Origin of the sequence: Thioalkalivibrio sp. ALR17-21 (assembly GCF_000420185.1) — a bacterium.
Taxonomy (GTDB): Bacteria; Pseudomonadota; Gammaproteobacteria; order Ectothiorhodospirales; family Ectothiorhodospiraceae; genus Thioalkalivibrio; species Thioalkalivibrio halophilus.
Map to the genome: position 1 here is coordinate 100,551 of NZ_ATUL01000007.1, position 21,625 is coordinate 122,175.

The window sequence follows — 21,625 nt, forward strand, 5'->3', positions numbered from 1 at the left end:
CCGGGAGATCAGCCCAGTCGCTCCGCCCAGCTCTGTGCGGCTTCGGTCAGCAGCGCGTGCACTTGCCGAAATGCCTCGTCGCTCTTGCCATAGGGATCGGGAATATCGCGCCCGCGACCGTCATCCAGCCAGTGGCCGAAACGCATGGTCTTGCCCAGGGCACGGGGGTGGTTGCGACCGATTGCCTGGCGCTGCCCGTCGCTCATCACCAGCACCAGATCCGATTGCTCGAGCATGCCGGTGGTCAGTTGCCGGGCCTGGTGACCGGACACGTCCAGGCCATCGGCCTCCGCCAGTGCCCGGGCCTGCGGCGCGACACCCTCGCCGACCAGCGCGCCCAGACCGGCCGAGCCAATGCTGCGCTCCGGGGCATGCCGGCGCAGCATCGCCTCGGCCACCGGACTGCGACAGATGTTGCCCGTACATACCACCAGGATCCGTTCAAACATCCGTTCCACCCTGCCCGGTCAGAAGTCGTCGCGCAGCTCGCGCACGTCGCGCGTCGCCTGGGAGGCACGATAAACAGCGTTAACAGTCGGCAGCAACTGATTGATCACACGGTTCCAGCGCCCCAGGGGTGTCGTCGTCACATAGACGATATCCATGGGTTCGAGCTCGAACTCCGTCCCCAGCACCAGGGCCGTGGCATCCCGGGCGTCCAGCTGGTAAACCGTCGCCAGCAGGTCACTGTCCGGCGGCGCCTGACGGACCACAAAGATGCCGCTGGCATCCGCCGTCGCCTCGTTGAAGCCACCGGAATCGGTAAGTGCGTCGGTCAGCGAGATCCGTCCGCGTCCCATCGGGATACTGCGCGGTTCGCCCACCTCGCCCAGCACATACGCCTTCTGGTCTGTGGTGTCCGGCACGTGCAGCACGTCGCCATCCCGGAGCACGCGGTTCTCGGACAGATCGCCCTCGCTCAGCATCGCGTACATCGACAGCGGCACTTCTTCACCATCGCGTGTCAGACGTACGTTGTGCCAGTTCGCCTCCTCGGTCAGTCCACCGGCATCATTGATCGCGTCCAGCACCGTCAGCGGAACGTTGGTCACCGGCTGGCGCCCCGGTTCGCGCACCTCGCCGGTCACGTGTACCTGCTGCGAGCGGTAATCCGCCACCAGCACTTCTACCTGCGGGTCATTGATGACCGCGGCGAGTTCTTCCGCGAGGATGTCCCGCACTTCGGCTACCGTTCGACCCTCGACCTCCACACGGCCGACGAACGGATAGAAGATGGTCCCGTCGGAATGCACCGTATTGCCGGATTCGGCCGCCGAGCGTTCCGAACCGGCCGGGATCGTCAGTTCGGGATGGTCATAAACGATGATGCTGAGCACGTCGCCGCGACCGATCCGGTAGTCGTACCGCGTGTCATCCGCCTCGAGCTCCTCGCGTGCCTGTTCCAGATCCGGCTGGACGGGATCCTCGGCCTCCTGACGAACCAGACCGCGGGTGATCGGCTTCACTTCCACCATGTCGTGCAGTGGTTCGCTCTCGGCGCGCTCCTGAATGAAACCACCCGGCGCAAACCCGCAGCCCGACAGGGCGACGGCGACCACGAGAGGCACCGCGGTTTTCCAGCTTCCTGCTGCGATCATTGGCAACTGCACCCGGGTTTGGCGATCTCTGAAGGCCGCAAGGATACAGCTCGGTGCGGGCATGTTCCACAGTTCCGGCCCCATCCTTTCCGAGTATCGGAGCGGTCCCTCAGCCGGACCGCGAACGTGTACATTGATCCACGTTTCCTTACCATGCGCGGATTCCGAAACCCGATCTTCAAACCGTCACCGCGGAGTACCGATGTCCGAAGCAGCCACGCTGATCCTGAGCGCCTCCTGGGTGCTGCCCGTGGTTCCACGGGGGGCCGTCCTGGAAGACCATGCGGTAGTCGTTCGCGACGGTGCGATCCTGGCCGTCAAGCCACGCCAGCAGGCCCTCGCCGAGCATCCCGAGGCCCGCCACGAACATCGCGAGGGGCACGCCCTGATGCCGGGGCTGGTGAACGCCCACACCCACGCCGGGATGACCCTGTTGCGCGGCATCGGCAGCGACCAGCCGCTGATGGAGTGGCTGAAGCGCTACGTATGGCCGGTGGAGGGCCGGCTGCTGTCGCCGGAGTTCGTCAACGACGGCACCCGGCTGGCTGCCGCGGAAATGCTGCGCGGCGGCACCACCTGCTTCTCCGACATGTATCTGTTCGTGGGGGACGCCGCCGCCGCGGTCGATGCCAGCGGCATCCGCGGGGTGATGGGCCTGACGGTGTTCGACTTTCCCACCCCCTGGGCGCAGACCCCGGACGAATACTTCCAGCGCGGCCGCGAGGTGGTGGAGACCTGGGGTGATCACCCCCGCATCCGTTTCACCGTCGCTCCTCACGCGCCTTACACCGTCGGTGACGAGAGCATGCAGCGGGTGGGCGAGCGCGCCCGCGAGCTGGGCGTGCCGGTGCACACCCACGTCCACGAGACCGCCGGCGAGGTGGACGAGGCGGTGAGCAACGGCGGTGAACGCCCGCTGGCCCGGCTCGCCCGTCTGGGCCTGCTGGACCAGCCGTTCATGGCCGTCCACATGACCCAGGTCAGCGACGAGGACCTGGCCCTGCTGGAAGGCCGGCCGGTGTCGATCACGCACTGCCCCGAATCGAACCTCAAACTGGCGTCCGGCTTCTGCCCGGTGGCACGCCTGGACCAGGCCGGGATCAACCTCGCGCTGGGCACCGACGGGACCGCCTCCAACAACGACCTCGACATGATCGGCGAGATGCGCACCGCGGCCCTGCTGGCCAAGGGCGTGAGCGGCGATGCGGCCGCGCTGCCGGCCGAGCGCGTGCTGGAGATGGCGACCCTGGGCAGCGCCCGCGCCCTGGGGCTGGACCACGAGATCGGCTCGCTGGAAGCGGGCAAGCGCGCCGATCTGATCAGCCTCGACCTGACCTCCCCGGAGCTGCAGCCCGAACACGATCCGCACGCACGCATCGTCTATGCCGCCACCCGCGAGGCCGTGCGCGACGTATGGGTGGACGGCCGGGCGTTGCTCGCCGACCGCGAACTGCTTACGCTGGACCTTGAGGCCATCCACGCCAGCGCCGTCCGGTGGCAGGGCCGCGTGGCCGAGACCCTGCAAGCCTGCGAGAGCTGAACCGCCCATGACCCAGATCCATTCCAACGTCGATCAGGCCGAGATCCACAAATTCACCGATCGCGCGCATGAATGGTGGGACCCCAACGGGGCCTTTGCCACCCTGCACGCGATCAACCCGCTGCGCCTGGAATGGATCGACGGCCATGCCGACCTGGCCGGCAAGAAGGTGCTGGACGTCGGCTGCGGCGCCGGAATCCTGTCCGAAGCGATGGCCGTGCGCGGGGCCGAGGTCACCGGGCTCGACGCCGGTGCCGAACACCTGGAAGTCGCTCGCGAGCACGCCCACGACAGCGGTGTTTCCGTGCGTTATCTGCACGTAACGGCCGAGGAGCACGCGGAAAAGCACCCCGGCGAATACGACGTGGTCACCTGCCTGGAAATGCTGGAACACGTGCCGGACCCGGAGAACGTGATCGACGCCCTGTGCCGACTGGTCCGGCCCGGCGGCTGGATCTTCCTCTCCACCATCAACCGCACCCCGCGCGCGTTTGCCGAGGCCATCGTGGGCGCCGAATACGTGATGCGCCTGCTGCCGGCTGGCACCCACGAGTACGGCCGTTTCATCCGCCCCTCGGAGCTGGCCGCGCAGCTGCGCCGGCATCACGTGGAGGTGGCCGACCTGACCGGGCTCACCTGGTCGCCGCTGTCCGGGCGCTACCGCCTGACCCCGAACACCGACGTCAACTACCTGATGGCCGCACGCGCATGAGCCACGAACCGGGCGCGGTCCTGTTCGATCTGGACGGGACCCTCCTCGACACCGCACCCGACATGCATGCCGCTCTCAACCGGCTGCTGGCCGAGAACGACCGCGCGCCCCTGCCCTTCGATGCCGTGCGCAACCATGTCTCGCACGGCTCGCACGCCCTGGTCACCCTGGCCTTCCCCGACGCGCCGGAAGACCGGACCGAGGCCCTGAAAAAGCGTTACCTCGAGATCTACGCGCGCGACCTGTGCATCGCCACCGCGCTGTTCCCGGGCATGGACGCCCTGCTGAACGAGATCGAGGCGCGCGGCTGGCGCTGGGGCGTGGTCACCAACAAGCCCGCGTGGCTGACCGAACCGCTGCTGGAGGCCCTGGGCCTCGCCCCGCGCATGAGCGCGATCGTCTCCGGCGACAGCCTCAATCGGCGCAAGCCGGACCCCGACCCCATGTGGCTGGCCGCCCGCCAGACCGGGCTCGAGCCCGCACACCACTGCTACTGGGGCGATGCAGAACGCGACATCGCTGCCGGCCGTGCCGCCGGCATGAGCACGCTGATCGCCGCCTGGGGCTACATTGACGCCGGTCAGAACACCGACGGCTGGGGCGCCGACGGTGTCCTGCACCAGCCCGACGACTTCTGGGGCTGGCGCGAGACGTTCACCCGCGCCGCCGGCTGAGAAACCGGCACCGCCTTGCGGGAGCCGAGTCCCCGGCGATCGCTCGCCGCCCGTCCGATCGGCGGGAGGGCCGGCCTCCCACAGGGACAAAACCGGCATAATGGGTGCACCAAGATCCCCGACTGGAGCTGACATGGCCCGCCCCGACATCGCCGCTGCCTATCGGCATTGCCGCCAGCGTGCCCGGTCGCACTACGAGAACTTCCCGGTCGCGTCGCGCCTGCTGCCGCGCCCGATGCGCGACCCGGTGGCCGCGATCTACTGCTACGCGCGCGACGCTGACGACCTCGCCGACGAGGATCCGCGCGCGCCCGAGGTCCGCCGCGCCGATCTGCAGGCGATGCAGGAGCACATTCGGGCACTGGACGACCCGGCCGCGGAGAGCACCCCCGAATGGATCGCGCTGGCGGACGCGAAGAAGCGTTTCGACCTTCCCGCCGAGCCCTTCGTCGACCTCGCGGACGCGTTCATCCAGGATCTGGAAAAGACCCGCTATGCGGACATCGGCGAGGTCATGGAGTACTGCCGACGTTCGGCCAACCCTGTCGGCCGCCTGATCCTGCACCTGCAGGGCGAACCCGATGACGCCATGCTGGGCCAGTCGGATGCCATCTGCACCGCCCTGCAGCTGATCAACTTCTACCAGGATCTGCACCAGGACATCAGCGAGAACGACCGCATCTATCTCCCGCAGGACGAGATGGCCCGCTACGGCGTGACCGAGGTGATGCTGCGCGAGCGGCTCAACACCCTGCCCCTGCAGAACCTGATGCAGTTCCAGTACGCCCGCGCCGACCGCCTGCTGCGCGCCGGCGCGCCGCTGGGCGGAACCCTGGGCGGGCGGCTCGGTCTCGAGATCCGTGCCATCGTCAATGGCGGCGCGCGCGTGCTCTGGCGCCTGCGCCAGGAGAACGATGCCTTCGCCCGCCCCCGCCTGGGCGCGCGCGATATGGCGGTGGCCCTGTGGCACAGTCTGCGGCCGCGCCGACGGGGACGCGGTGCCTGAACGTCCACCCCGACCCGATCCCGACTCCGACTCCGACTCCGACTCCGACTCCGACTCCGAACGATCACCCGACTACTGACATGCAAACCAACCCGCTGCTGCCCGGCAACCACCCCCTGCGCGAGTCCATCCAGGAAGAGATCCATACCCGTTTCTACGAGCCCCTGGATCCGCCGGCACGGGTCTCCTGGCTGACCCTGCTGAGCCCGCGCGAAGCCATCGACCGGGAACGTGAATGTGTCGCCGATCTGTGCCGGCGGCACGGAATCGAGCCCCCGCTGAACGGCGAGAACTTCGTAGCCGTGGACCTGGGCGAGTTCCGCCTGCGCTGGGAACGCCACAACGAATTCTCCACCTGGGCGTTCTTCGTTGTGAACGAACCCCGGCAGGAACCGTTTACCCATCCCGCCATCCATCGGGTGCCCATCGACTGGCTGACCGGCCTGCCGGGGGAGACCATTGCCGCCATCCACCTGGAGCTGGAGCCGCGCGAGGCTCCGGTGCGCAGCATGCAGGAGCTGGGCGAACTGTTCGCCCCCTACTCGTTCGCCGGCAACGGCGTCTCCGGCGGCGACGGTCGGGTGTTCAGCGATTTTCGTGTGCGCGAGGACGGCTTCGAGCGCTTCCTGGTACGCGACGTGGACCTCTCCCGCCGTCAGGCCGGGCGCCTGGTGCAGCGCGTCCTCGAACTGGAGACCTATCGCCTGATGGCCCTGCTGGCACTGCCGCTGGCACGCGAACTGATGCCCGAGCTCAACGAACTGGAAGGCCGCCTCAACGACATCAACGACGAAATGGCCGGGATCTCCGAATATTTCCACGGCACGGACCGCGAACAGCGGCTGCTGGCCGCGCTGTCCGACCTGGCCGCCGATGTCGAGCGCATGGGCAGCCACACGGCGACCCGCTTCCACGCCGCACGCGCCTACGCCTCCATGGTGGACAAGCGCGCCGAGGAACTGCGCCCGGTGCGTATCCCGGGCCTGCAGACCCTGTGCGAATACCTCGGCCGCCGCCTTGACCCGGCCATGCGCACCTGCCGCTCGCAGGACGAAAGGCTCAACAACCTCGCGACCCGGATTCACCGCACCACCTCCATGCTGCGGACCCGCGTGGACGTCGCCGTGGAAAACCAGAACCGGGACCTGCTGCGCTCCATGAACCGGCGCGCCCATCTGCAGCTGCGCCTGCAGGAGACCGTCGAAGGGCTTTCAGTGGTGGTGATCTCCTATTATCTGACCAGCCTGCTGGCCTATTTCCTGCGCGGGATGGACGATGCCGGCACCCTGCCGATCCCGGTCAACATCGCCATCGGCGCATCGGTCCCGGTGGTGATCGGCGGCGTGTGGTATGCCCTGCGCCGCATGCACGCGCGCATCACCGCCAGCCACGGCGACGACCGTCTGTAACACACCTGTTATGCAATGCGGTCATCACGCAACCGGAGGCCGACATGGCTGTTTCGATCCTGCTTGTGGAGGATGACCTCGCCATCCGCGAGATGCTCCGCCTGCCCCTCAACCGGGCCGGCTACGATCTGCGCGAGGCAGGCGACGTCCGCAGCGCGCGTACCGACCTGCTCCAGGACCCGCCCGATCTGGTCCTGCTGGACTGGATGCTGCCGGACATCAGCGGGCTCGACTGGGCCCGGGAACTCAAGGCCAGCCCCGTCACCAAGGACATCCCGGTGATCATGCTGACCGCGCGCGGCGAGGAGGAAGACCGCGTCCGCGGGCTGGACGTCGGCGCCGATGACTACATCGTCAAACCGTTTTCGCCGCGCGAGCTGGTGGCGCGGATCAAGGCCGTGCTCCGGCGCACCACACCCACCAGCTCGGAGGAGCCGGTGGAGGTCCGCGGTCTGGCGCTCGATCCGGTCTCGCACCGGGTCAGCGGCAACGGGCAACCGGTCAGTCTGGGCCCCACCGAATACAACCTGCTGCATTTCTTCATGACCCACCCCGACCGGGTCTTCACCCGCGAGCAGCTGCTGGACAAGGTCTGGGGCACCAACGTCTACGTGGAGGAACGCACCGTGGATGTGCATATCCGTCGCCTGCGCAAGGCCCTGGCCGAAACCGGACACGACGACCTGGTGCAGACGGTGCGCGGCTCCGGTTACCGTTTCTCCGACCAGCCCTGACCGGACCCGCCCCTTGCAGCCCCCCTTCAATCCCTGGCCACGGGTTATTGCCCGCAACCTGCTCGCCGGCCTGATCATTCTCGGCACCGGATGGGCCCTCGGCTACCCGTGGATCACCGCGACGGCCCTGCTGACCGCCGCGCTGGGCTGGAACCTCCTGCAGCTCTACCGTCTGGAAAACTGGGCCCGTCGCGGCGGCCGCAGCGAGCCCCCGGATGCCCGCGGCATATGGGGCGAGATCTTCACCAACCTGCACCAGCGCCGCCAGCGGCGACTGCGCCGGGTGGCCGGTCTGCGGCGCACGCTGGAACGCTACCGCGACTCGGCCAGCGCCCTTCCCGACGCGGTGGTGGTACTCAACCCCGAGCACCGGATCGAATGGGCGAACCCCACCGCCGCGCGCCTGCTGGCCCTGGAATGGCCGGCCGACGAGGGTCGCCGCATCACCCACCTGGTGCGCCATCCGGATTTCCTGCGTTTCATGGACCCCGCCAGCCCGCCACAGGAGAGCCTCAACATGCCGTCGCCGCTGGATGCGAACCGGCGGCTGGAGATCCGTCTGGTGCCCTATGGCGAGCACCAGTACCTGCTGCTGGCGCGCGACACCACGCACCTGCACCGTCTGGAGGTGATGCGCCGGGATTTCATCGCCAACGTGTCCCATGAACTGCGCACCCCGCTGACCGTGCTCTACGGCGTGGCCGAAACCCTCGAGGACGAACTGGTCGACCACCCGGAACTGATGGACTCGGTACGCCTGCTGCGCGAACAGTCCGAGCGCATGAAACTGCTGGTGGACGACCTGCTGATGCTCTCGCGGCTGGAGACCGGATCGGAACAGGGCGAGCAGACCTGGTTCAACCCGACCAAGATGCTGCGCAGCCTGATCGACGAGGCCGAACTGCTGTCCGGCGACCGCGGCCACCACCTGGCACTGGATGCCGAGCCCGATCTGGAGATCCTCGGCACCGAGACCGAGTTGCGATCGGCCTTTGCCAACCTGCTGTTCAATGCGATCAAGTACACTCCGGCAGGCACCCGGGTCACCCTGAGCTGGTCCGCAACCGACGACGGCGGCGCCACCCTCGCCGTGGACGACAACGGGCCCGGCATCGCCAGCCACCATCTGGAGAGGCTGACCGAGCGCTTCTACCGCGTGGATGACGCCCGCAGCCAGGATCGCGGCGGCACCGGCCTGGGTCTGGCCATCGTCAAGCATGTGCTGCTGCGCCACCAGGGACAGCTGCAGATCGACAGCGAACTCGGCGTCGGCAGCCGCTTCAGTTGCCATTTCCCGCCGCATGCGGTGCGGCGCTGCGAAAACTGAACTCAGATCAACCAGGTCGTGCCGAGACGCAGCTCCGGGGCAGCCCCGGGGATCAGGTCCATCAACGCCCAGCCAAAGACCAGCGTGATGAACGCCCCGGAGAACAGCGTGGCCGCCCACAGGCCGATCCGGTTGCCGCGTTTCAGTCCCAGCAGTTCGCGCAGTGCCACATACAGCAGCGCAAGGCTGTACAGGATCAGGACCAGCGCGAGGCCGTTGCCCCAGGGCCAGGGGAACGCCGCGACAACGTTGCCGAGCCACGCCGGAACCAGCCCCAGAGTCACGGCCATGGCGGCCCGCTCGGGACCCGCCGGCCCCTGGAACAGCTCCACCAGATAGTGAGCCGACAGGGTCAGCCCCGCGACCCCCACCGTCATCGCCAGCACGCTGTAGACGCCGAAGCCCACCGGATCCGGAACGGACTCGGGAGGCAGCGCGGGCGGCATCAGCCCGTAAAGCCATTGACTGAGGATGACGCTGGTCAGCACCAGGGGCAGCGAGAAACGCAGGAACACGGCCTGCCACGAAGGCAGCGGACCGTGACCGGCGAGCGAGCGCAGCACCGGTCCCGGACGCACCAGGACACGGGCGGCCAGGGGCCAGACGCGAAGGGGACGATCAGCTTTCATGGGTGCACTGTATGAAGCGCCGATGACAATCCCGTTACAGCCCCCTGTCATGCTTCTGTCACGTCGCCGTCACCAAACTGCAAGCATGGCTCCCGATAATCCGGCATCAAGGACCCACCGGTCCGACGCACCGTCAAGCAAGCACGAGGGAGTGACCCATGCTGTTCAAGCGTAGTGTTCTGGCCGCCGCCGCGGCCGCCGCCCTTGCCGTCACACCGGCGATGGCCGATGTCGACCCGGATCTGCCGGCCTACCAGACCGTCAGCGGCGTCTCCGGCAACCTGTCCAGCGAAGGCTCGGACACCCTGAACAACCTGATGGCGCTGTGGGCCGAGGAGTTCCAGGACTTCTACCCCAACGTCAACATCCAGATCCAGGGTGCCGGCACCTCCACCGCCCCGCCCACCCTGACCGAGGGCACGGCCGACTTCGGTCCGATGTCGCGCCAGCCGCGCGACAGCGAGCAGGCCTCGTTCGAGCAGCGCCACGGCTACGAGATGACCCTGGTGCCGGTGGCCATCGACTCCATCGCGGTGTTCGTGAACCGCGACAATCCGATCGAGGGGATGTCGATCGAACAGGTGGACGCGGCGTTCTCGTCCACCCGCCGCTGCGGCGGTGCCGAGGACATCAACCGCTGGGGCCAGCTCGGCCTGGAAGGCTCCTGGGCCAACCGCGACATCACCATCTACGGGCGTAACGCGGTCTCCGGCACCTACGGGTACTTCCGCCAGCACGCCCTGTGCGACGGTGACTTCAAGAATGCCGTGAACGAGCAGCCGGGTTCCGCCTCGGTCGTCCAGGGTGTCGCCGAGTCCCTCAACGGCATCGGCTATTCCGGCATCGGCTACAACACCTCCGGGGTGCGCGCCATCGCCCTCGGCGAGAGCGAGGATGCCCTGTACGAGCCGACTGCCGAGAACGCCGCTTCCGGCGACTACCCCCTGTCGCGCTTCCTCTACGTCGCGGTCAACAACCACCCGGAAGACGGCCTCGCCCCGCGCCAGGCGGAGTTCCTGAAGATGGTGCTGTCGAAGGAAGGCCAGGACGTCGTGGTGCGCGACGGCTTCGTCCCGCTGCCCGAGACGGTCGCCAAGCGCCAGCGCGAGGCCCTCGGCCTCGAATAACCGGTGCATCTCCCGCAATGGGGAGGCATCAGGGCCCGGACAATGTCCGGGCCTTTTTTCGTTTATGCGCCTGCGCCCGGCCGGCTGCGCGTTCAAATGCCTGTCACCGCAGTGTCATCGGACTGTCACAACGCGCCCTTAGGATCCATGCCAACGACCGTCACGCGCCCGTCGATATTTCAGGGGAACCGAATGCCCGGCACCATCGCGAACACCACTCTCGACCGCTTCCAGCGCTGGCGCCGCGCCAAGGACACCTCGGCCCGCTACCTGATCGGATTTTTCGGGCTGGCCGTGATCGGCGCCCTGACCCTGATGTTCGTCTACCTCCTGAGCGAAACCCTGCCGATGTTCCAGGGCGCCTCGCTGGAGGAACGCGCGGCCTACGATGCACCCGGCGGGGCTGGCACCGGGACCATCCACCTGGCGGTCAATCGGCATCGCGAAATGGCCGTGCGCCTGACCGAGGACCGTCGGGCGGTCTTCTTCCGCCCGTACAGCGGCGAGGTGGTAAGCGAACAGCCGCTGCCGATCCCGGATGACGTACGGGTCACCAGTTTCAGCATGGCCGAACCGCGCACGCGCCTGGTCGCGGCCGGCCTGGACAACGGCCAGGTGCTGGCCATCGAATACGAATACAACGAACGCTTCACGCCGCAGGGTCGCGAATACGATCCGGGCCTGGTGTACCCCCTGGGAGACGAGGATTCGGCGCTGCTGGACGTGGATTCCGAGGGCCGGGCCATCGACGTGGTCGGCATCCAGCGAGGCTCCAGCGGCGTGCGGGTGGCCGCGGCCACCGAGGACGGTGACCTGCGACTGGTCAACTTCGAGGAACGCACCTCGATGATGACCGGCGAGACCGAGGTCACCCGTTCGGCCCACGACCTGCCCTCCCTGCCCGGGGACGCGACACCGACCCGCATCCTGGTCGACATTACCGGACGCAACCTGATGGTGGGCGACGACCGGGGCCGGCTGCATTTCTACGACATCAGCACTCCCCGCGACGCCCGGCTCGTCGACAGCCAGCGCGTGGTGCGCGGGGACGATGCCGAGGTGACCTCGCTGGAATACATCCTGGGGACGGTTTCCGTCGTGGTCGGGGGCTCGGATGGCTCGGTCGCCCAGTACATGCTGGTGCGCGACGAAGACAACGTAAACCGCATCACCCGCGTCCGCGACTTCCCGCAACATACCGATGCGGTCACCAACACCCAGCCGGAATACATCCGCAAGGGGTTCGCCACCACCGATGCCTCGGGCGCCCTGGCGGTCCATTACCCGACCTCGCAGCGCACCCTGCTCCAGCAAACGATCAGCGACCGTCCCCTCTACCGCGCGTACATCGACCCGCGCAATCGCATGCTGATCGCGATCGACGACGCCGAGAGCTGGTTCGTGAACGACCTGTCCAACCCGCACCCGGAAGTCTCCTTCCACGTGCTGTGGCAAAAGGTCTGGTACGAGGGCCGTTCCGGCGGCGACTACGTGTGGCAGTCGTCATCCGCCACCGACGAATTCGAACCCAAGTTCTCGCTGGTGCCGCTGACCCTCGGAACGGTCAAGGCCGCCTTCTACGCCATGCTGTTCGCCACCCCGCTGGCCATCATGGGGGCGATCTACAGCGCGTATTTCATGTCGAGCCGCATGCGCAGCCTGACCAAGCCCAGCATCGAACTGATGGAGGCCCTGCCGACCGTCATCCTGGGCTTTCTGGCGGGCCTGTGGCTGGCCCCGTTCATCGAGGCCAATCTGCCCGCGGTAGCCAGCATCCTGATTCTGCTCCCGCTGGCCATGCTGGTGATGGCCTATATCTGGACGCGGGTCCTGCCGGAGGGCGTACGCCGTGCGATCCCCGCAGGCTGGGAAGCCGCGATCCTGATCCCGGTGATCCTGCTGGTGGGCTGGTTCGCGGTGTTCATCAGCCCGCATCTGGAAATCTGGATGTTCAACGGGGATGCCCGTCAGTGGCTGACCGACGCCGGCTACACCTACGACCAGCGCAACGCCCTGGTGATCGGGATCGCGATGGGTTTCGCGGTGATCCCGACCATCTACTCGATCTCCGAGGATGCGGTATTCAACGTGCCCAGGCACCTCACCCAGGGCTCGCTCGCACTGGGCGCCACCCCGTGGCAGACGGTGGTACGCGTGGTGCTGCTGACCGCCAGCCCGGGGATCTTCTCGGCGGTGATGATCGGCTTCGGCCGCGCCGTCGGCGAGACCATGATCGTGCTGATGGCGACCGGCAACTCCCCGGTCGTCAATTTCAACATCTTCGAGGGCATGCGCACGCTCTCCGCGAACATCGCGGTGGAGATGCCCGAGACCGCGGTGGGCGGCACCCATTACCGCATCCTGTTCCTGGCCGCGCTGGTCCTGTTCGCCCTCACCTTCACGGTGAACACCATCGCCGAGATCGTGCGCCAGCGCCTGCGGAACAAATACAGCACCCTGTAAGGAACAACGATGAAACACTGGTTCCAGTCCGGCACCCCGTGGATCTGGCTGAATGCCGGGGCAATCGCCGCCTCACTGGTGATGGTCTTCGGGCTGATCACCATGATCGCGGTGAATGGCCTGTCGTTCTTCTGGCCGTCCGAGGTCATCGAGTTCGAATACCAGCCCGCGGATGACAGCGAGCCCCGGGGGGTGATGGGCGAACTCGCACGCTCGGAGACCATGACCGCCCAGGCCGCGCGGGAAGCCGGCTTTCAGGTGCCGGAGGGTCAGGAAATCGTCGTGCGCCACCTGATCAAGCGCGGCAACCGCGACCTCGATTCACGCGACTTCCGCTGGTATCTCGAAGACGCGATGTCCGAACGCCGCACCCCGCGCGACGCCGTGGTGCTGGAACGCCTGCAATGGGGTGACTTCTTCGGCTTCATCCGGGAATACCGCGAGGACGGCGAGACCGTGGCCGAAGGCGACGCGGCGCGCTCCGCCTTCGAACAACGCATCCGGGAGACCCGCGATCTGGTGCAGCAGCTCGAACGCATCGAGCGGGTCGAGATCGGTCAGGTCAATCATCAGATGGAACGGGTGCGGCTCGACCGTCGCGGCCTCGAACGGGACACCTCGCTGACGGAGGAACAGCGCGCGCAGCGCCACCAGGAACTCGACGAGGAACAGGCAGCCCTGGACGCCGAATACGCCGAGCTGGAATCCGAACGCAACGCCCTGCGCGAAGAAGTCGCCCGTTACGCCATCGTGCTGGAGACTGCCGATGGCCAGCGCACCACCATCGCGCTGTCGCAAATCGTGAATGCCTGGTGGCCGAACGACATGAGCACGGCCGCCAAGCTGCGCCACTACGTCGGCAGCTTCCGGGACTTCATGACCGGCTACCCGCGCGAGGCGAATACCGAGGGCGGCATCCTCCCGGCGATCTTCGGCACCGTGCTGATGGTGATCCTGATGTCGATCGTGGTGACCCCGTTCGGCGTGCTCGCCGCGATCTACCTGCGCGAATACGCGAAACAGGGCCCGCTGGTGCGCATCATCCGCATCTCGGTGAACAACCTGGCGGGGGTACCGTCGATCGTGTTCGGGGTGTTCGGCCTGGGCTTCTTCGTGTACCTGATCGGCGGCAACATCGACCAGATCTTCTTCCAGGATGCCCTGCCCTCGCCCACGTTCGGTTCGCCGGCGATCATCTGGGCATCGCTGACGCTCGCCCTGCTGACCCTGCCGGTGGTGATCGTCTCTACCGAGGAGGGCCTGACACGGATCGGCAGCAGCGTACGCCACGGTTCCCTGTCGCTGGGCGCCACCAAGGCCGAGACCCTGTGGCGGCTGATCGTGCCGCTGTCCGCGCCGGCCATGATGACCGGCCTGATTCTTGCGGTGGCGCGCGCCGCAGGCGAGGTCGCACCGCTGATGCTGGTGGGCGTGGTCAAGCTCGCGCCCAACCTGCCGGTGGACGGCACCTTCCCCTATCTGCACCTGGACCGTGCGTTCATGCACCTCGGCTACCACATCTACGACGTGGGCTTCAAAAGCCCGAACGTCGAGGCCGGCCGGCCGCTGGTGTACGCCACGGCCCTGATCCTGGTGCTGCTGATCGTCGTCCTTAACCTGACCGCCATCTCCATCCGCAACCATCTGCGCGAGAAGTACCGTGCGGAAAGCGACTGAGACAGGCCATGTTCAACGTCTCTCTCAGGCACCGTCATTGCGAGGCCCCGCAGGGGCCGCGGCAACCTCGAGACGCAACCCCGACGTTCGCTCCAGTCGCCTGCGGCGTCCGCCACAGAGATCGCCACGCGCCTGCGGCGCTCGCGATGACGGTGCTTTTCCGGACCGCCGCCGCACGCTTCGCGCCGACGCGATGTGTCGAACCCCATTCCCCACGGAGTACCCGAAATGAGTGACACCCGGACCCACGCCGTCAATCCGGCCCAGCAGCAGGCCCCGCGGGGCCTGAACATCGATCGCGAAGACATCTGCCTGACCGCAGAGGACCTGAAGCTGTACTACGGCGACGACCAGGCGCTCAAGGGTATCGACATCCGCATCCCCAAGAACCGGATCACCGCCTTTATCGGCCCTTCCGGCTGCGGCAAGTCCACCTTCCTGCGCTGCTTCAACCGCATGAACGACCTGATCGACGCCGCCCGCATCGAGGGCACCATCCGCCTCGACGGCGAGGACATCTACGGTGCCAACGTGGACGTACCCGAGCTGCGCCGCCGGGTCGGCATGGTGTTCCAGAAGCCCAATCCCTTCCCCAAGTCGATCTACGAGAACGTGGCCTACGGCCTGCGCCTGCAGGGCGTGAAGAATCGGCGCCGCCTCGACGACGTGGTGGAAAAGTCCCTGCGCCGCGCGGCCCTGTGGGACGAGGTCAAGGACCGCCTGCACGAGAACGCCTTCGGCCTGTCCGGCGGCCAGCAGCAGCGCCTGGTGATCGCCCGGGCGATCGCCATCGACCCCGAGGTGCTGCTGCTGGACGAGCCCTGCTCCGCACTGGACCCGCTGGCCACGCTCAAGATCGAGGAACTGATGATCGAGCTGAAGAAGGACTACACGCTGGTCATCGTCACCCACAACATGCAGCAGGCCGCGCGCGTATCCGACTACACCGCCTTCATGTACATGGGCGAACTGATCGAATACGCCGACACCGACACCCTGTTCACCTCGCCCGCGAATAAGCAGACCGAGGACTACATCACCGGCCGCTTCGGCTGAGGAGCCCCCACGCCATGGACAAGAGTTTCTTCAAGCAGCACATCTCCCAGCAGTTCAACGAGGAGCTGGAAGACATCATCAAGCGCGTGATGGAAATGGGCGGACTGGTGGAACAGCAGCTTGCCGATGCGGTGAACGCCATGGTCGAAGGCGACACCGAACAGGCCGAGACCGTGATCACCACCGACTACCGCATCAACGCGCTGGAGGTCGAGATCGACGAGCAGTGCACCCACATCCTCGCTCGGCGCCAGCCCACCGCCTCCGACCTGCGTCTGGTGATCGCGGTGATCAAGACCATCACCGATCTCGAACGCATGGGTGACGAGGCCGAGCGCATCGGCCGCATGGGCCTGCATCTGCTCGAAGCCGACCGCCAGACCGCCCCGATGAGCGATCTCGCGGAAATGGGCGAACACGTGCGCCACATGACCCGTGGCGCGCTGGACGCCTTCGCCCGCATGGACACCGAGCAGGCGGTGCGGGTCGCCCAGCAGGACATTCAGATCGACAGTCTGTACGAATCCGTCACCCACAAGCTGATGAAACAGATGACCGCCGCCCCCGACGCCGTCCCCCGCCTGATGGACATCGTCTGGGCCACCCGCTCCCTGGAACGCATCGGCGACCGCGCCCGCAACATCTGCGAATACGTCGTCTACTTCGTCAAGGGCAAGAACGTGCGCCACACCAGCTACGAACAGATGGCGGCCGAGGCCACCGGGGATCGGCGCTGACCGATTCCGGGCCGACGCTCAGTCGCGCCCGCCTCGGCCGATCAGGTTGAGGAATTCGCGCCGGGTGCGCGAATCCTCGCGGAAGGCGCCGAGCATGACCGAGGTGGCCATGGAGGAGTGCTGCTTTTCCACGCCGCGCATGGTCATGCACATGTGCCGGGCATCCACCACCACGCCCACCCCCTTGGCCTGGGTCACCTGCTGCAGGGCCTCGGCGATCTGACGCGTCAGGTTTTCCTGGATCTGCAGGCGGGCGGCGAACATGTCGACGATGCGTGCGATCTTGGACAGGCCGATCACCTTGCCGTCCGGCAGGTAGGCCACGTGCACCTTGCCGATGATCGGCAGCACGTGGTGCTCGCACAGCGAATACAGCTCGATGTCGCGCAGCAGGACCATCTCGTCGTTGTCTGAGGTGAACAGTGCCCCGTTGACGATGGTGTCCAGGTCCTGTTCGTAGCCGCGGGTGAGGTACTGCAATGCCTTCGCGGCACGCAGCGGGGTGTCCTTCAGGCCCTCGCGTTCCGGGTCCTCGCCGAGCCCGACCAGGATCTCGCGGTAGTGCCCGGCCAGTTCGCTGGCCGGCGTGCGGTTATCGGATTCCTTGTCATTGTGCGAGTCGCTGTGCGAAGCGGCATCCATCATGTTCTCCTTGGATCAGAGCGGATCGGATCAACCGACCGTGACCGCCCCCAGGCCCGCGGCCAGGGAGAGGATCGCGCCGGTGGTCAGCACCATGCGCAGGGTCAGATAGCCCGGCGCCAGTCGCCGGTCACGCAGGCTCAGCCGGTCCACCCACAACACGCCCAGGAACAGGACCGCCAGGGTCATGATCGCTTCGGGCAACGGTTGCAGGACCGCCAGCCAGGCCAGCACGGGCGGGATGACCGCCCAGGCAGGGCCCGAAAGCGGCCCCACGCGATGGGAACGGTCCGCCAGGTGGATGCCCCAGTGGATCGCCCCCAGAAACGCCAGAATGACCGCACCATATAGCGCCAGCGCGTTGAGTGCGAAAGCCTGCCATTCCGGATGGGCGATCCATGCCCCTGCTCCGAAGAACACGAACGGGATCAGTCCGCCGGCGCCCAGCACCATCAGGACCGGGTCCCGCGCGTCGGTCCGAGGCGTGTCCGGCGTGGCATCACCAAGCCAGGCGCGCAGTTCGGGCACCCCGCCCAGGGCGCCTTCCCGCGTGACCACCAGGGGCAGCATGCGCATGCCGGTGGCCTGCTGCAACTGGTGGAACGCTGCGCGGTTCCCGGCCGACCCCATGCCCCATTCCAGGCGGGTCCACTCGCCGGGCCGCTGCTGGTCCAGCAGGGCCTCCGCTTCGCGGGTGTCGCTGAGACCGGAGGTCACCAGCACGATCGGGTATTCCTCCAGTGCGCGGCGCACCGGTTCGGGCCAGTCAGGGTTGGTCTCCGCCATGCTCGTCTCCTTCGGCGTCATTTACAGCAATTGTACAGGTATTGTATAAGATAGATATCTACCCCGGCCGCTGGAGAGCCCGGACATGCAAAGACAGCGCATCGCCGTCATCGGCGGCGGTATTGCCGGACTCGCCTCGGCCTGGATCCTGCAGCAGCGCCACGATGTTCGGCTGTTCGAACAGGCGCCGCAACTCGGGGGCCATGCGCATACCGTGGATGTGGCCGACCCCGAGGGGCCGACCGCCATCGACACCGGGTTCGTGGTCTATAACCAACGCAACTATCCCCTGCTCACCCGCCTGTTCGCGGAGCTGGCCGTCGAGACCCGTCCCACGGACATGAGCTTTGCCTGTTCGCAACAACCCGCCGGCCTCGAATATGCCGGCAACGACCTGAACACGCTGTTCGCCCAGCGCACCAATCTGTGGCGTCCGCGGTTCTTGCGCATGGTCGCCGATATCCTGCGCTTCAACCGCCTGGGCCACGAACTCAATGCAAGGCAGGAGATGCCGGAGGGCACGCTGGGCGAGTTTCTGGCCCGTCATCGCCTGGGCCGCGGCTTCACCGAGGACTATCTGCTGCCGATGGGCGCGGCCATCTGGTCGTGTCCCCCGGCGCGCATCCGCGAATTCCCGGCGGCCAGCTTCCTGCGCTTCTTCCTCAATCATGGTCTGCTGGATCTGCGCGATCGCCCGCAGTGGCGCACGGTGGTCGGCGGTTCGCGCAGCTACGTCCGGCGTCTGGCGCAGCGTCTGGTTCCGGGCTCGGTGTCGCACGGCGCGGTATCCGCCGTGGAGGCGCGCGCCTCGCAGTGGCGGGTGCACGGACCCGGCGAACCCGAGGAGTTCGACCGCGTGGTGTTCGCCTGCCACGCGGGCGATGCCCGCCGGCTGCTGGACGGCGGCCCCGAAGCCACCCGCGCCCGCCTGGCCGCCTGCCAGTTTCAGGAAAACCGCGCGCTGCTGCATACCGACGCCCGGTTGATGCCGCGCTCCCGCCGCGTCTGGTCTTCGTGGAACTACCTCTCGCGCGCACGCGCAACCGGCGAACGCGGCGTCTCCGTATCCTACTGGATGAACGAACTGCACCGGCTGCAGCGTCGCGAGAACTACATCGTGAGCCTCAACCCCCTGCACGACCCGCATCCTTCGCTGACCCTGGGCGAGTTCCTGTGGGAACACCCGGTGATGGACGCCCCGGCCGAGCGGGCGCGTGCCGCACTGGCCGAACACCAGGGCGAGGACGGCCTGTATTTCGCCGGGGCGTGGATGGGCGACGGTTTTCACGAGGACGGCCTGCGTTCGGCACAGAGCGTGGGGCGCGCACTGGGAGTGGAAATGCCCTGGGCGGCGGGTTCCGAACCCCTGGCTGCTCCCCGGGCGGACACCGGGTGGCCTGCGGGAACCTCCGTTCCCGCCGTGACGGGACAAACCTGATGGATGCCGCCCTGCTTCCCGGCCATGTCATGCACCGTCGCCTGCACGGGCCGGACTACCGTTTTCGCTACCGGGTGGTGAGCGCGCTGTTCGACATCGACCGGATCGAAGATCTGGCGCGCAACCGCCGCTGGTTCTCGCTGGATCGCTTCAATCTGTTCAGCCTGCATACCCGGGACCACGGCCGCCGCGATGGCACGCCCTGGCGGCCGTGGGTCGAGGCCCGGCTGCGCGAGGGCGGACTGGAGCCGGATGGCGGCGCGATCCTTCTGCAGGCCACGCCCCGGGTCCTCGGCCATGCCTTCAACCCCCTGAGCATCTGGTACTGCCATCACATCGACGGGCGTCTGCAGGCCGTTTTGCTGGAAGTCCGCAACACCTTCGGCCAGCATCACCATTATCTGCTGCCGGCCGGAGACAGCGCGGGGGGCATGCTGCGCGGGGAGAAGGACAAGGTGTTTCACGTCTCGCCGTTCATCGATATGGACGCACGCTACGCGTTCGCCGTGACCGCGCCCGAACTGCGCGAAGGCAGCTCGATGCGCGTGGCGATCCGCGAATACCAGGACGACCGGCTGCTGCTGGTCGCCACCCAGAACGGGCATGTCCGTCCGATGACCGACGCCGCCCTGCTGCTCCAGTGGGCCCGCATGCCCTGGATGACCCTCCAGGTCCTGTTCCTGATCCACTGGCAGGCCCTGAAGATCTGGTGGCGCGGCGGGCGCTATCACCCGCGCCCCGACCCGCCCGAAAAGGAGATGAGCTGATGGAACTGCAACGCAGCGAACGGCTTCCTGCCATGTCCCGGTCCGCGGCGAGCCGGGCCCTGGACCTGCTGGCGCGGCGTATCCATGGACTGGACCACGGTCACCTGACCCTGATCGGTCCGCATGGCGAACGCCGCGAGATCGCCGGGCAGGGCCCGGGCAGCGAGGCGGTCTGGCACCTGCGGCGGCCGTGGGCCACGCTTGTGCGACTGGCCCGCCACGGCGACATCGGCTTCGCCGAGGGGTTCATCAACGGCGAATGGACCACGCCCGATCTGCATGCCCTGCTGCGTCTGGCGATGGAGAACGAGCACCGGCTCGGCCGCGTGTACCAGCGCCCCGCCTGGCAACGCGGAGTGGATGCCCTGCGCCACTGGCTGCGGCGCAACTCGCGCCGGGGCAGCCGCGCCAATATCCGTTTCCATTACGATCTCGGCAACGACTTCTACCGCCTGTGGCTGGATCGCGGCATGGGCTACTCCGCCGCGCTGTTCTGTCGCGGCGACGAATCCCTGGAGCGCGCCCAGGAGCAGAAATACGAACGGCTGCTGACGCGCCTGGCTCCGGAACCCGGCGCCCACATCCTCGAGATCGGCTGTGGCTGGGGCGGCTTTGCGGAGTTCGCTGCCCGGCGCGGCTACCGGGTAACCGGCGTCACCCTGTCCGACGAGCAGCTGGAGTACGCCCGCGAGCGGATCCGGCAGGCGGGGCTGGCGGACCGGGTCGACCTGCGTCTGCAGGACTACCGCGAACTGAACGAGACCTTCGACCACGTCGTGTCCATCGAGATGTTCGAGGCCGTCGGCGAACGCTGGTGGTCCACCTGGTTCGAGCAGGTGCACCGCTGCCTGCGGCCCGGCGGGCGCGCCGCGGTTCAGGTTATTACCATCGAGGAAGCCGCGTTCGAGTATTACCGCCACAACGCGGACTTCATCCAGCTGTACGTGTTTCCCGGCGGCATGCTCCCGACCCCGGCGCGCTTCGGCGACGCGGCGGCCGCGGCCGGCCTTCAGGTCACCGAGCGCGCGTTCTTCGGTGCCGACTACGCCCGCACCCTGATGCACTGGTACCGTGAGGTCATGCGCACCCGGGGGGCCATCGAGGCCCTCGGTTACTCGCCGGCGTTTCTACGCATGTGGCGTTACTACCTGGCGTACTGCGAAATCGGTTTCAGCTCCGCTCGGGTCGACCTGATGCAGACCGTCATGGAACGCCCGGAACGCGGACTGCCTCACGGGCAGGAAACGCGAGTCTGAACTAGACTCTTCTGTCCGGCGTGGCCTTGGGTAACCGGCCACGAGGA

At 67.2% G+C, this 21,625-nt stretch carries 20 protein-coding genes; 15 read left to right on the top strand and 5 right to left on the bottom strand.

The window, feature by feature from the left end:
* Positions 1-8: 8 nt before the first annotated feature.
* Together G020_RS0105610 and G020_RS0105615 are read right to left on the bottom strand one after the other, a co-directional pair.
* Positions 9-449, bottom strand: coding sequence for a low molecular weight protein-tyrosine-phosphatase (locus G020_RS0105610; protein ID WP_024328924.1), 441 nt, complete (start codon positions 447-449; stop codon positions 9-11).
* Between the two features lie 18 nt (positions 450-467).
* Positions 468-1,598, bottom strand: coding sequence for a polysaccharide export protein (locus G020_RS0105615; RefSeq protein ID WP_024328925.1), 1,131 nt, complete (start codon positions 1,596-1,598; stop codon positions 468-470).
* Positions 1,599-1,800: 202 nt separating this feature from the next.
* On the opposite strand from G020_RS0105615, the gene G020_RS0105620 reads away from it, so the two are divergent.
* From G020_RS0105620 to phoR, 7 genes are all read left to right on the top strand, one after another.
* Positions 1,801-3,138, top strand: a complete 1,338-nt coding sequence (locus G020_RS0105620) for a TRZ/ATZ family hydrolase (RefSeq protein ID WP_024328926.1) — start codon at positions 1,801-1,803, stop codon at positions 3,136-3,138.
* Between the two features lie 7 nt (positions 3,139-3,145).
* Positions 3,146-3,850: a bifunctional 2-polyprenyl-6-hydroxyphenol methylase/3-demethylubiquinol 3-O-methyltransferase UbiG gene (gene ubiG, locus G020_RS0105625; RefSeq protein ID WP_024328927.1), complete on the top strand. Its 705-nt coding sequence runs from the start codon at positions 3,146-3,148 to the stop codon at positions 3,848-3,850.
* Complete coding sequence (gene gph, locus G020_RS0105630; RefSeq protein ID WP_024328928.1) at positions 3,847-4,524, top strand: phosphoglycolate phosphatase; 678 nt, start codon at positions 3,847-3,849, stop codon at positions 4,522-4,524. The genes ubiG and gph overlap by 4 nt, the downstream gene beginning before the upstream one ends.
* A gap of 133 nt (positions 4,525-4,657) precedes the next feature.
* A complete protein-coding gene (hpnC, locus tag G020_RS0105635; protein ID WP_024328929.1) occupies positions 4,658-5,530 on the top strand; it encodes a squalene synthase HpnC in 873 nt (290 codons plus the stop codon).
* Between the two features lie 80 nt (positions 5,531-5,610).
* Positions 5,611-6,939 carry a DUF3422 family protein gene (locus tag G020_RS0105640; RefSeq protein ID WP_024328930.1) on the top strand — a complete coding sequence of 443 codons (1,329 nt, stop codon included), beginning with the start codon at positions 5,611-5,613 and terminating at the stop codon, positions 6,937-6,939.
* 44 nt (positions 6,940-6,983) lie between these two features.
* Positions 6,984-7,673, top strand: coding sequence for a phosphate regulon transcriptional regulator PhoB (gene phoB / locus G020_RS0105645; RefSeq protein WP_018869552.1), 690 nt, complete (start codon positions 6,984-6,986; stop codon positions 7,671-7,673).
* A gap of 13 nt (positions 7,674-7,686) precedes the next feature.
* Positions 7,687-9,000, top strand: a complete 1,314-nt coding sequence (gene phoR / locus G020_RS0105650) for a phosphate regulon sensor histidine kinase PhoR (RefSeq protein WP_024328931.1) — start codon at positions 7,687-7,689, stop codon at positions 8,998-9,000.
* Positions 9,001-9,002: 2 nt separating this feature from the next.
* Here the strand turns inward: phoR and G020_RS0105655 are convergent, their stop codons facing one another.
* On the bottom strand, positions 9,003-9,629 hold the full coding sequence (locus tag G020_RS0105655; protein ID WP_024328932.1) for a YIP1 family protein: 627 nt from the start codon (positions 9,627-9,629) through the stop codon (positions 9,003-9,005).
* A gap of 158 nt (positions 9,630-9,787) precedes the next feature.
* On the opposite strand from G020_RS0105655, the gene G020_RS0105660 reads away from it, so the two are divergent.
* The 5 genes from G020_RS0105660 to phoU all read left to right on the top strand — a co-directional run bounded on the left by G020_RS0105660 (position 9,788) and on the right by phoU (position 16,689).
* On the top strand, positions 9,788-10,756 hold the full coding sequence (locus tag G020_RS0105660) for a PstS family phosphate ABC transporter substrate-binding protein (protein ID WP_024328933.1): 969 nt from the start codon (positions 9,788-9,790) through the stop codon (positions 10,754-10,756).
* A 192-nt stretch (positions 10,757-10,948) separates the two neighbouring features.
* Positions 10,949-13,219 carry an ABC transporter permease subunit gene (locus G020_RS0105665; protein WP_024328934.1) on the top strand — a complete coding sequence of 757 codons (2,271 nt, stop codon included), beginning with the start codon at positions 10,949-10,951 and terminating at the stop codon, positions 13,217-13,219.
* A 9-nt stretch (positions 13,220-13,228) separates the two neighbouring features.
* Positions 13,229-14,896: a phosphate ABC transporter permease PstA gene (gene pstA, locus G020_RS0105670; protein ID WP_024328935.1), complete on the top strand. Its 1,668-nt coding sequence runs from the start codon at positions 13,229-13,231 to the stop codon at positions 14,894-14,896.
* Between the two features lie 228 nt (positions 14,897-15,124).
* Positions 15,125-15,952 carry a phosphate ABC transporter ATP-binding protein PstB gene (pstB, locus tag G020_RS0105675; protein WP_024328936.1) on the top strand — a complete coding sequence of 276 codons (828 nt, stop codon included), beginning with the start codon at positions 15,125-15,127 and terminating at the stop codon, positions 15,950-15,952.
* Between the two features lie 14 nt (positions 15,953-15,966).
* Positions 15,967-16,689 carry a phosphate signaling complex protein PhoU gene (phoU, locus tag G020_RS0105680; protein WP_024328937.1) on the top strand — a complete coding sequence of 241 codons (723 nt, stop codon included), beginning with the start codon at positions 15,967-15,969 and terminating at the stop codon, positions 16,687-16,689.
* 18 nt (positions 16,690-16,707) lie between these two features.
* Here the strand turns inward: phoU and folE are convergent, their stop codons facing one another.
* Together folE and G020_RS0105690 are read right to left on the bottom strand one after the other, a co-directional pair.
* Positions 16,708-17,331: a GTP cyclohydrolase I FolE gene (folE, locus tag G020_RS0105685; protein WP_018945904.1), complete on the bottom strand. Its 624-nt coding sequence runs from the start codon at positions 17,329-17,331 to the stop codon at positions 16,708-16,710.
* A gap of 30 nt (positions 17,332-17,361) precedes the next feature.
* On the bottom strand, positions 17,362-18,117 hold the full coding sequence (locus tag G020_RS0105690) for a DUF3429 domain-containing protein (RefSeq protein ID WP_024328938.1): 756 nt from the start codon (positions 18,115-18,117) through the stop codon (positions 17,362-17,364).
* Between the two features lie 85 nt (positions 18,118-18,202).
* Here G020_RS0105690 and G020_RS0105695 point away from each other — a divergent pair, with 85 nt between their 5' ends.
* Genes G020_RS0105695 through G020_RS0105705 form a run of 3 tightly spaced genes read left to right on the top strand, consistent with a single transcriptional unit; the run spans position 18,203 to position 21,578 of the window.
* A complete protein-coding gene (locus G020_RS0105695; RefSeq protein WP_024328939.1) occupies positions 18,203-19,555 on the top strand; it encodes an NAD(P)/FAD-dependent oxidoreductase in 1,353 nt (450 codons plus the stop codon).
* Positions 19,555-20,322 carry a DUF1365 domain-containing protein gene (locus G020_RS0105700; RefSeq protein WP_024328940.1) on the top strand — a complete coding sequence of 256 codons (768 nt, stop codon included), beginning with the start codon at positions 19,555-19,557 and terminating at the stop codon, positions 20,320-20,322. The genes G020_RS0105695 and G020_RS0105700 overlap by 1 nt, the downstream gene beginning before the upstream one ends.
* Positions 20,322-21,578 (top strand): cyclopropane-fatty-acyl-phospholipid synthase family protein, encoded by a 1,257-nt coding sequence (locus G020_RS0105705; protein WP_024328941.1) that lies wholly within the window; start codon positions 20,322-20,324, stop codon positions 21,576-21,578. The genes G020_RS0105700 and G020_RS0105705 overlap by 1 nt, the downstream gene beginning before the upstream one ends.
* Positions 21,579-21,625 lie beyond the last annotated feature (47 nt).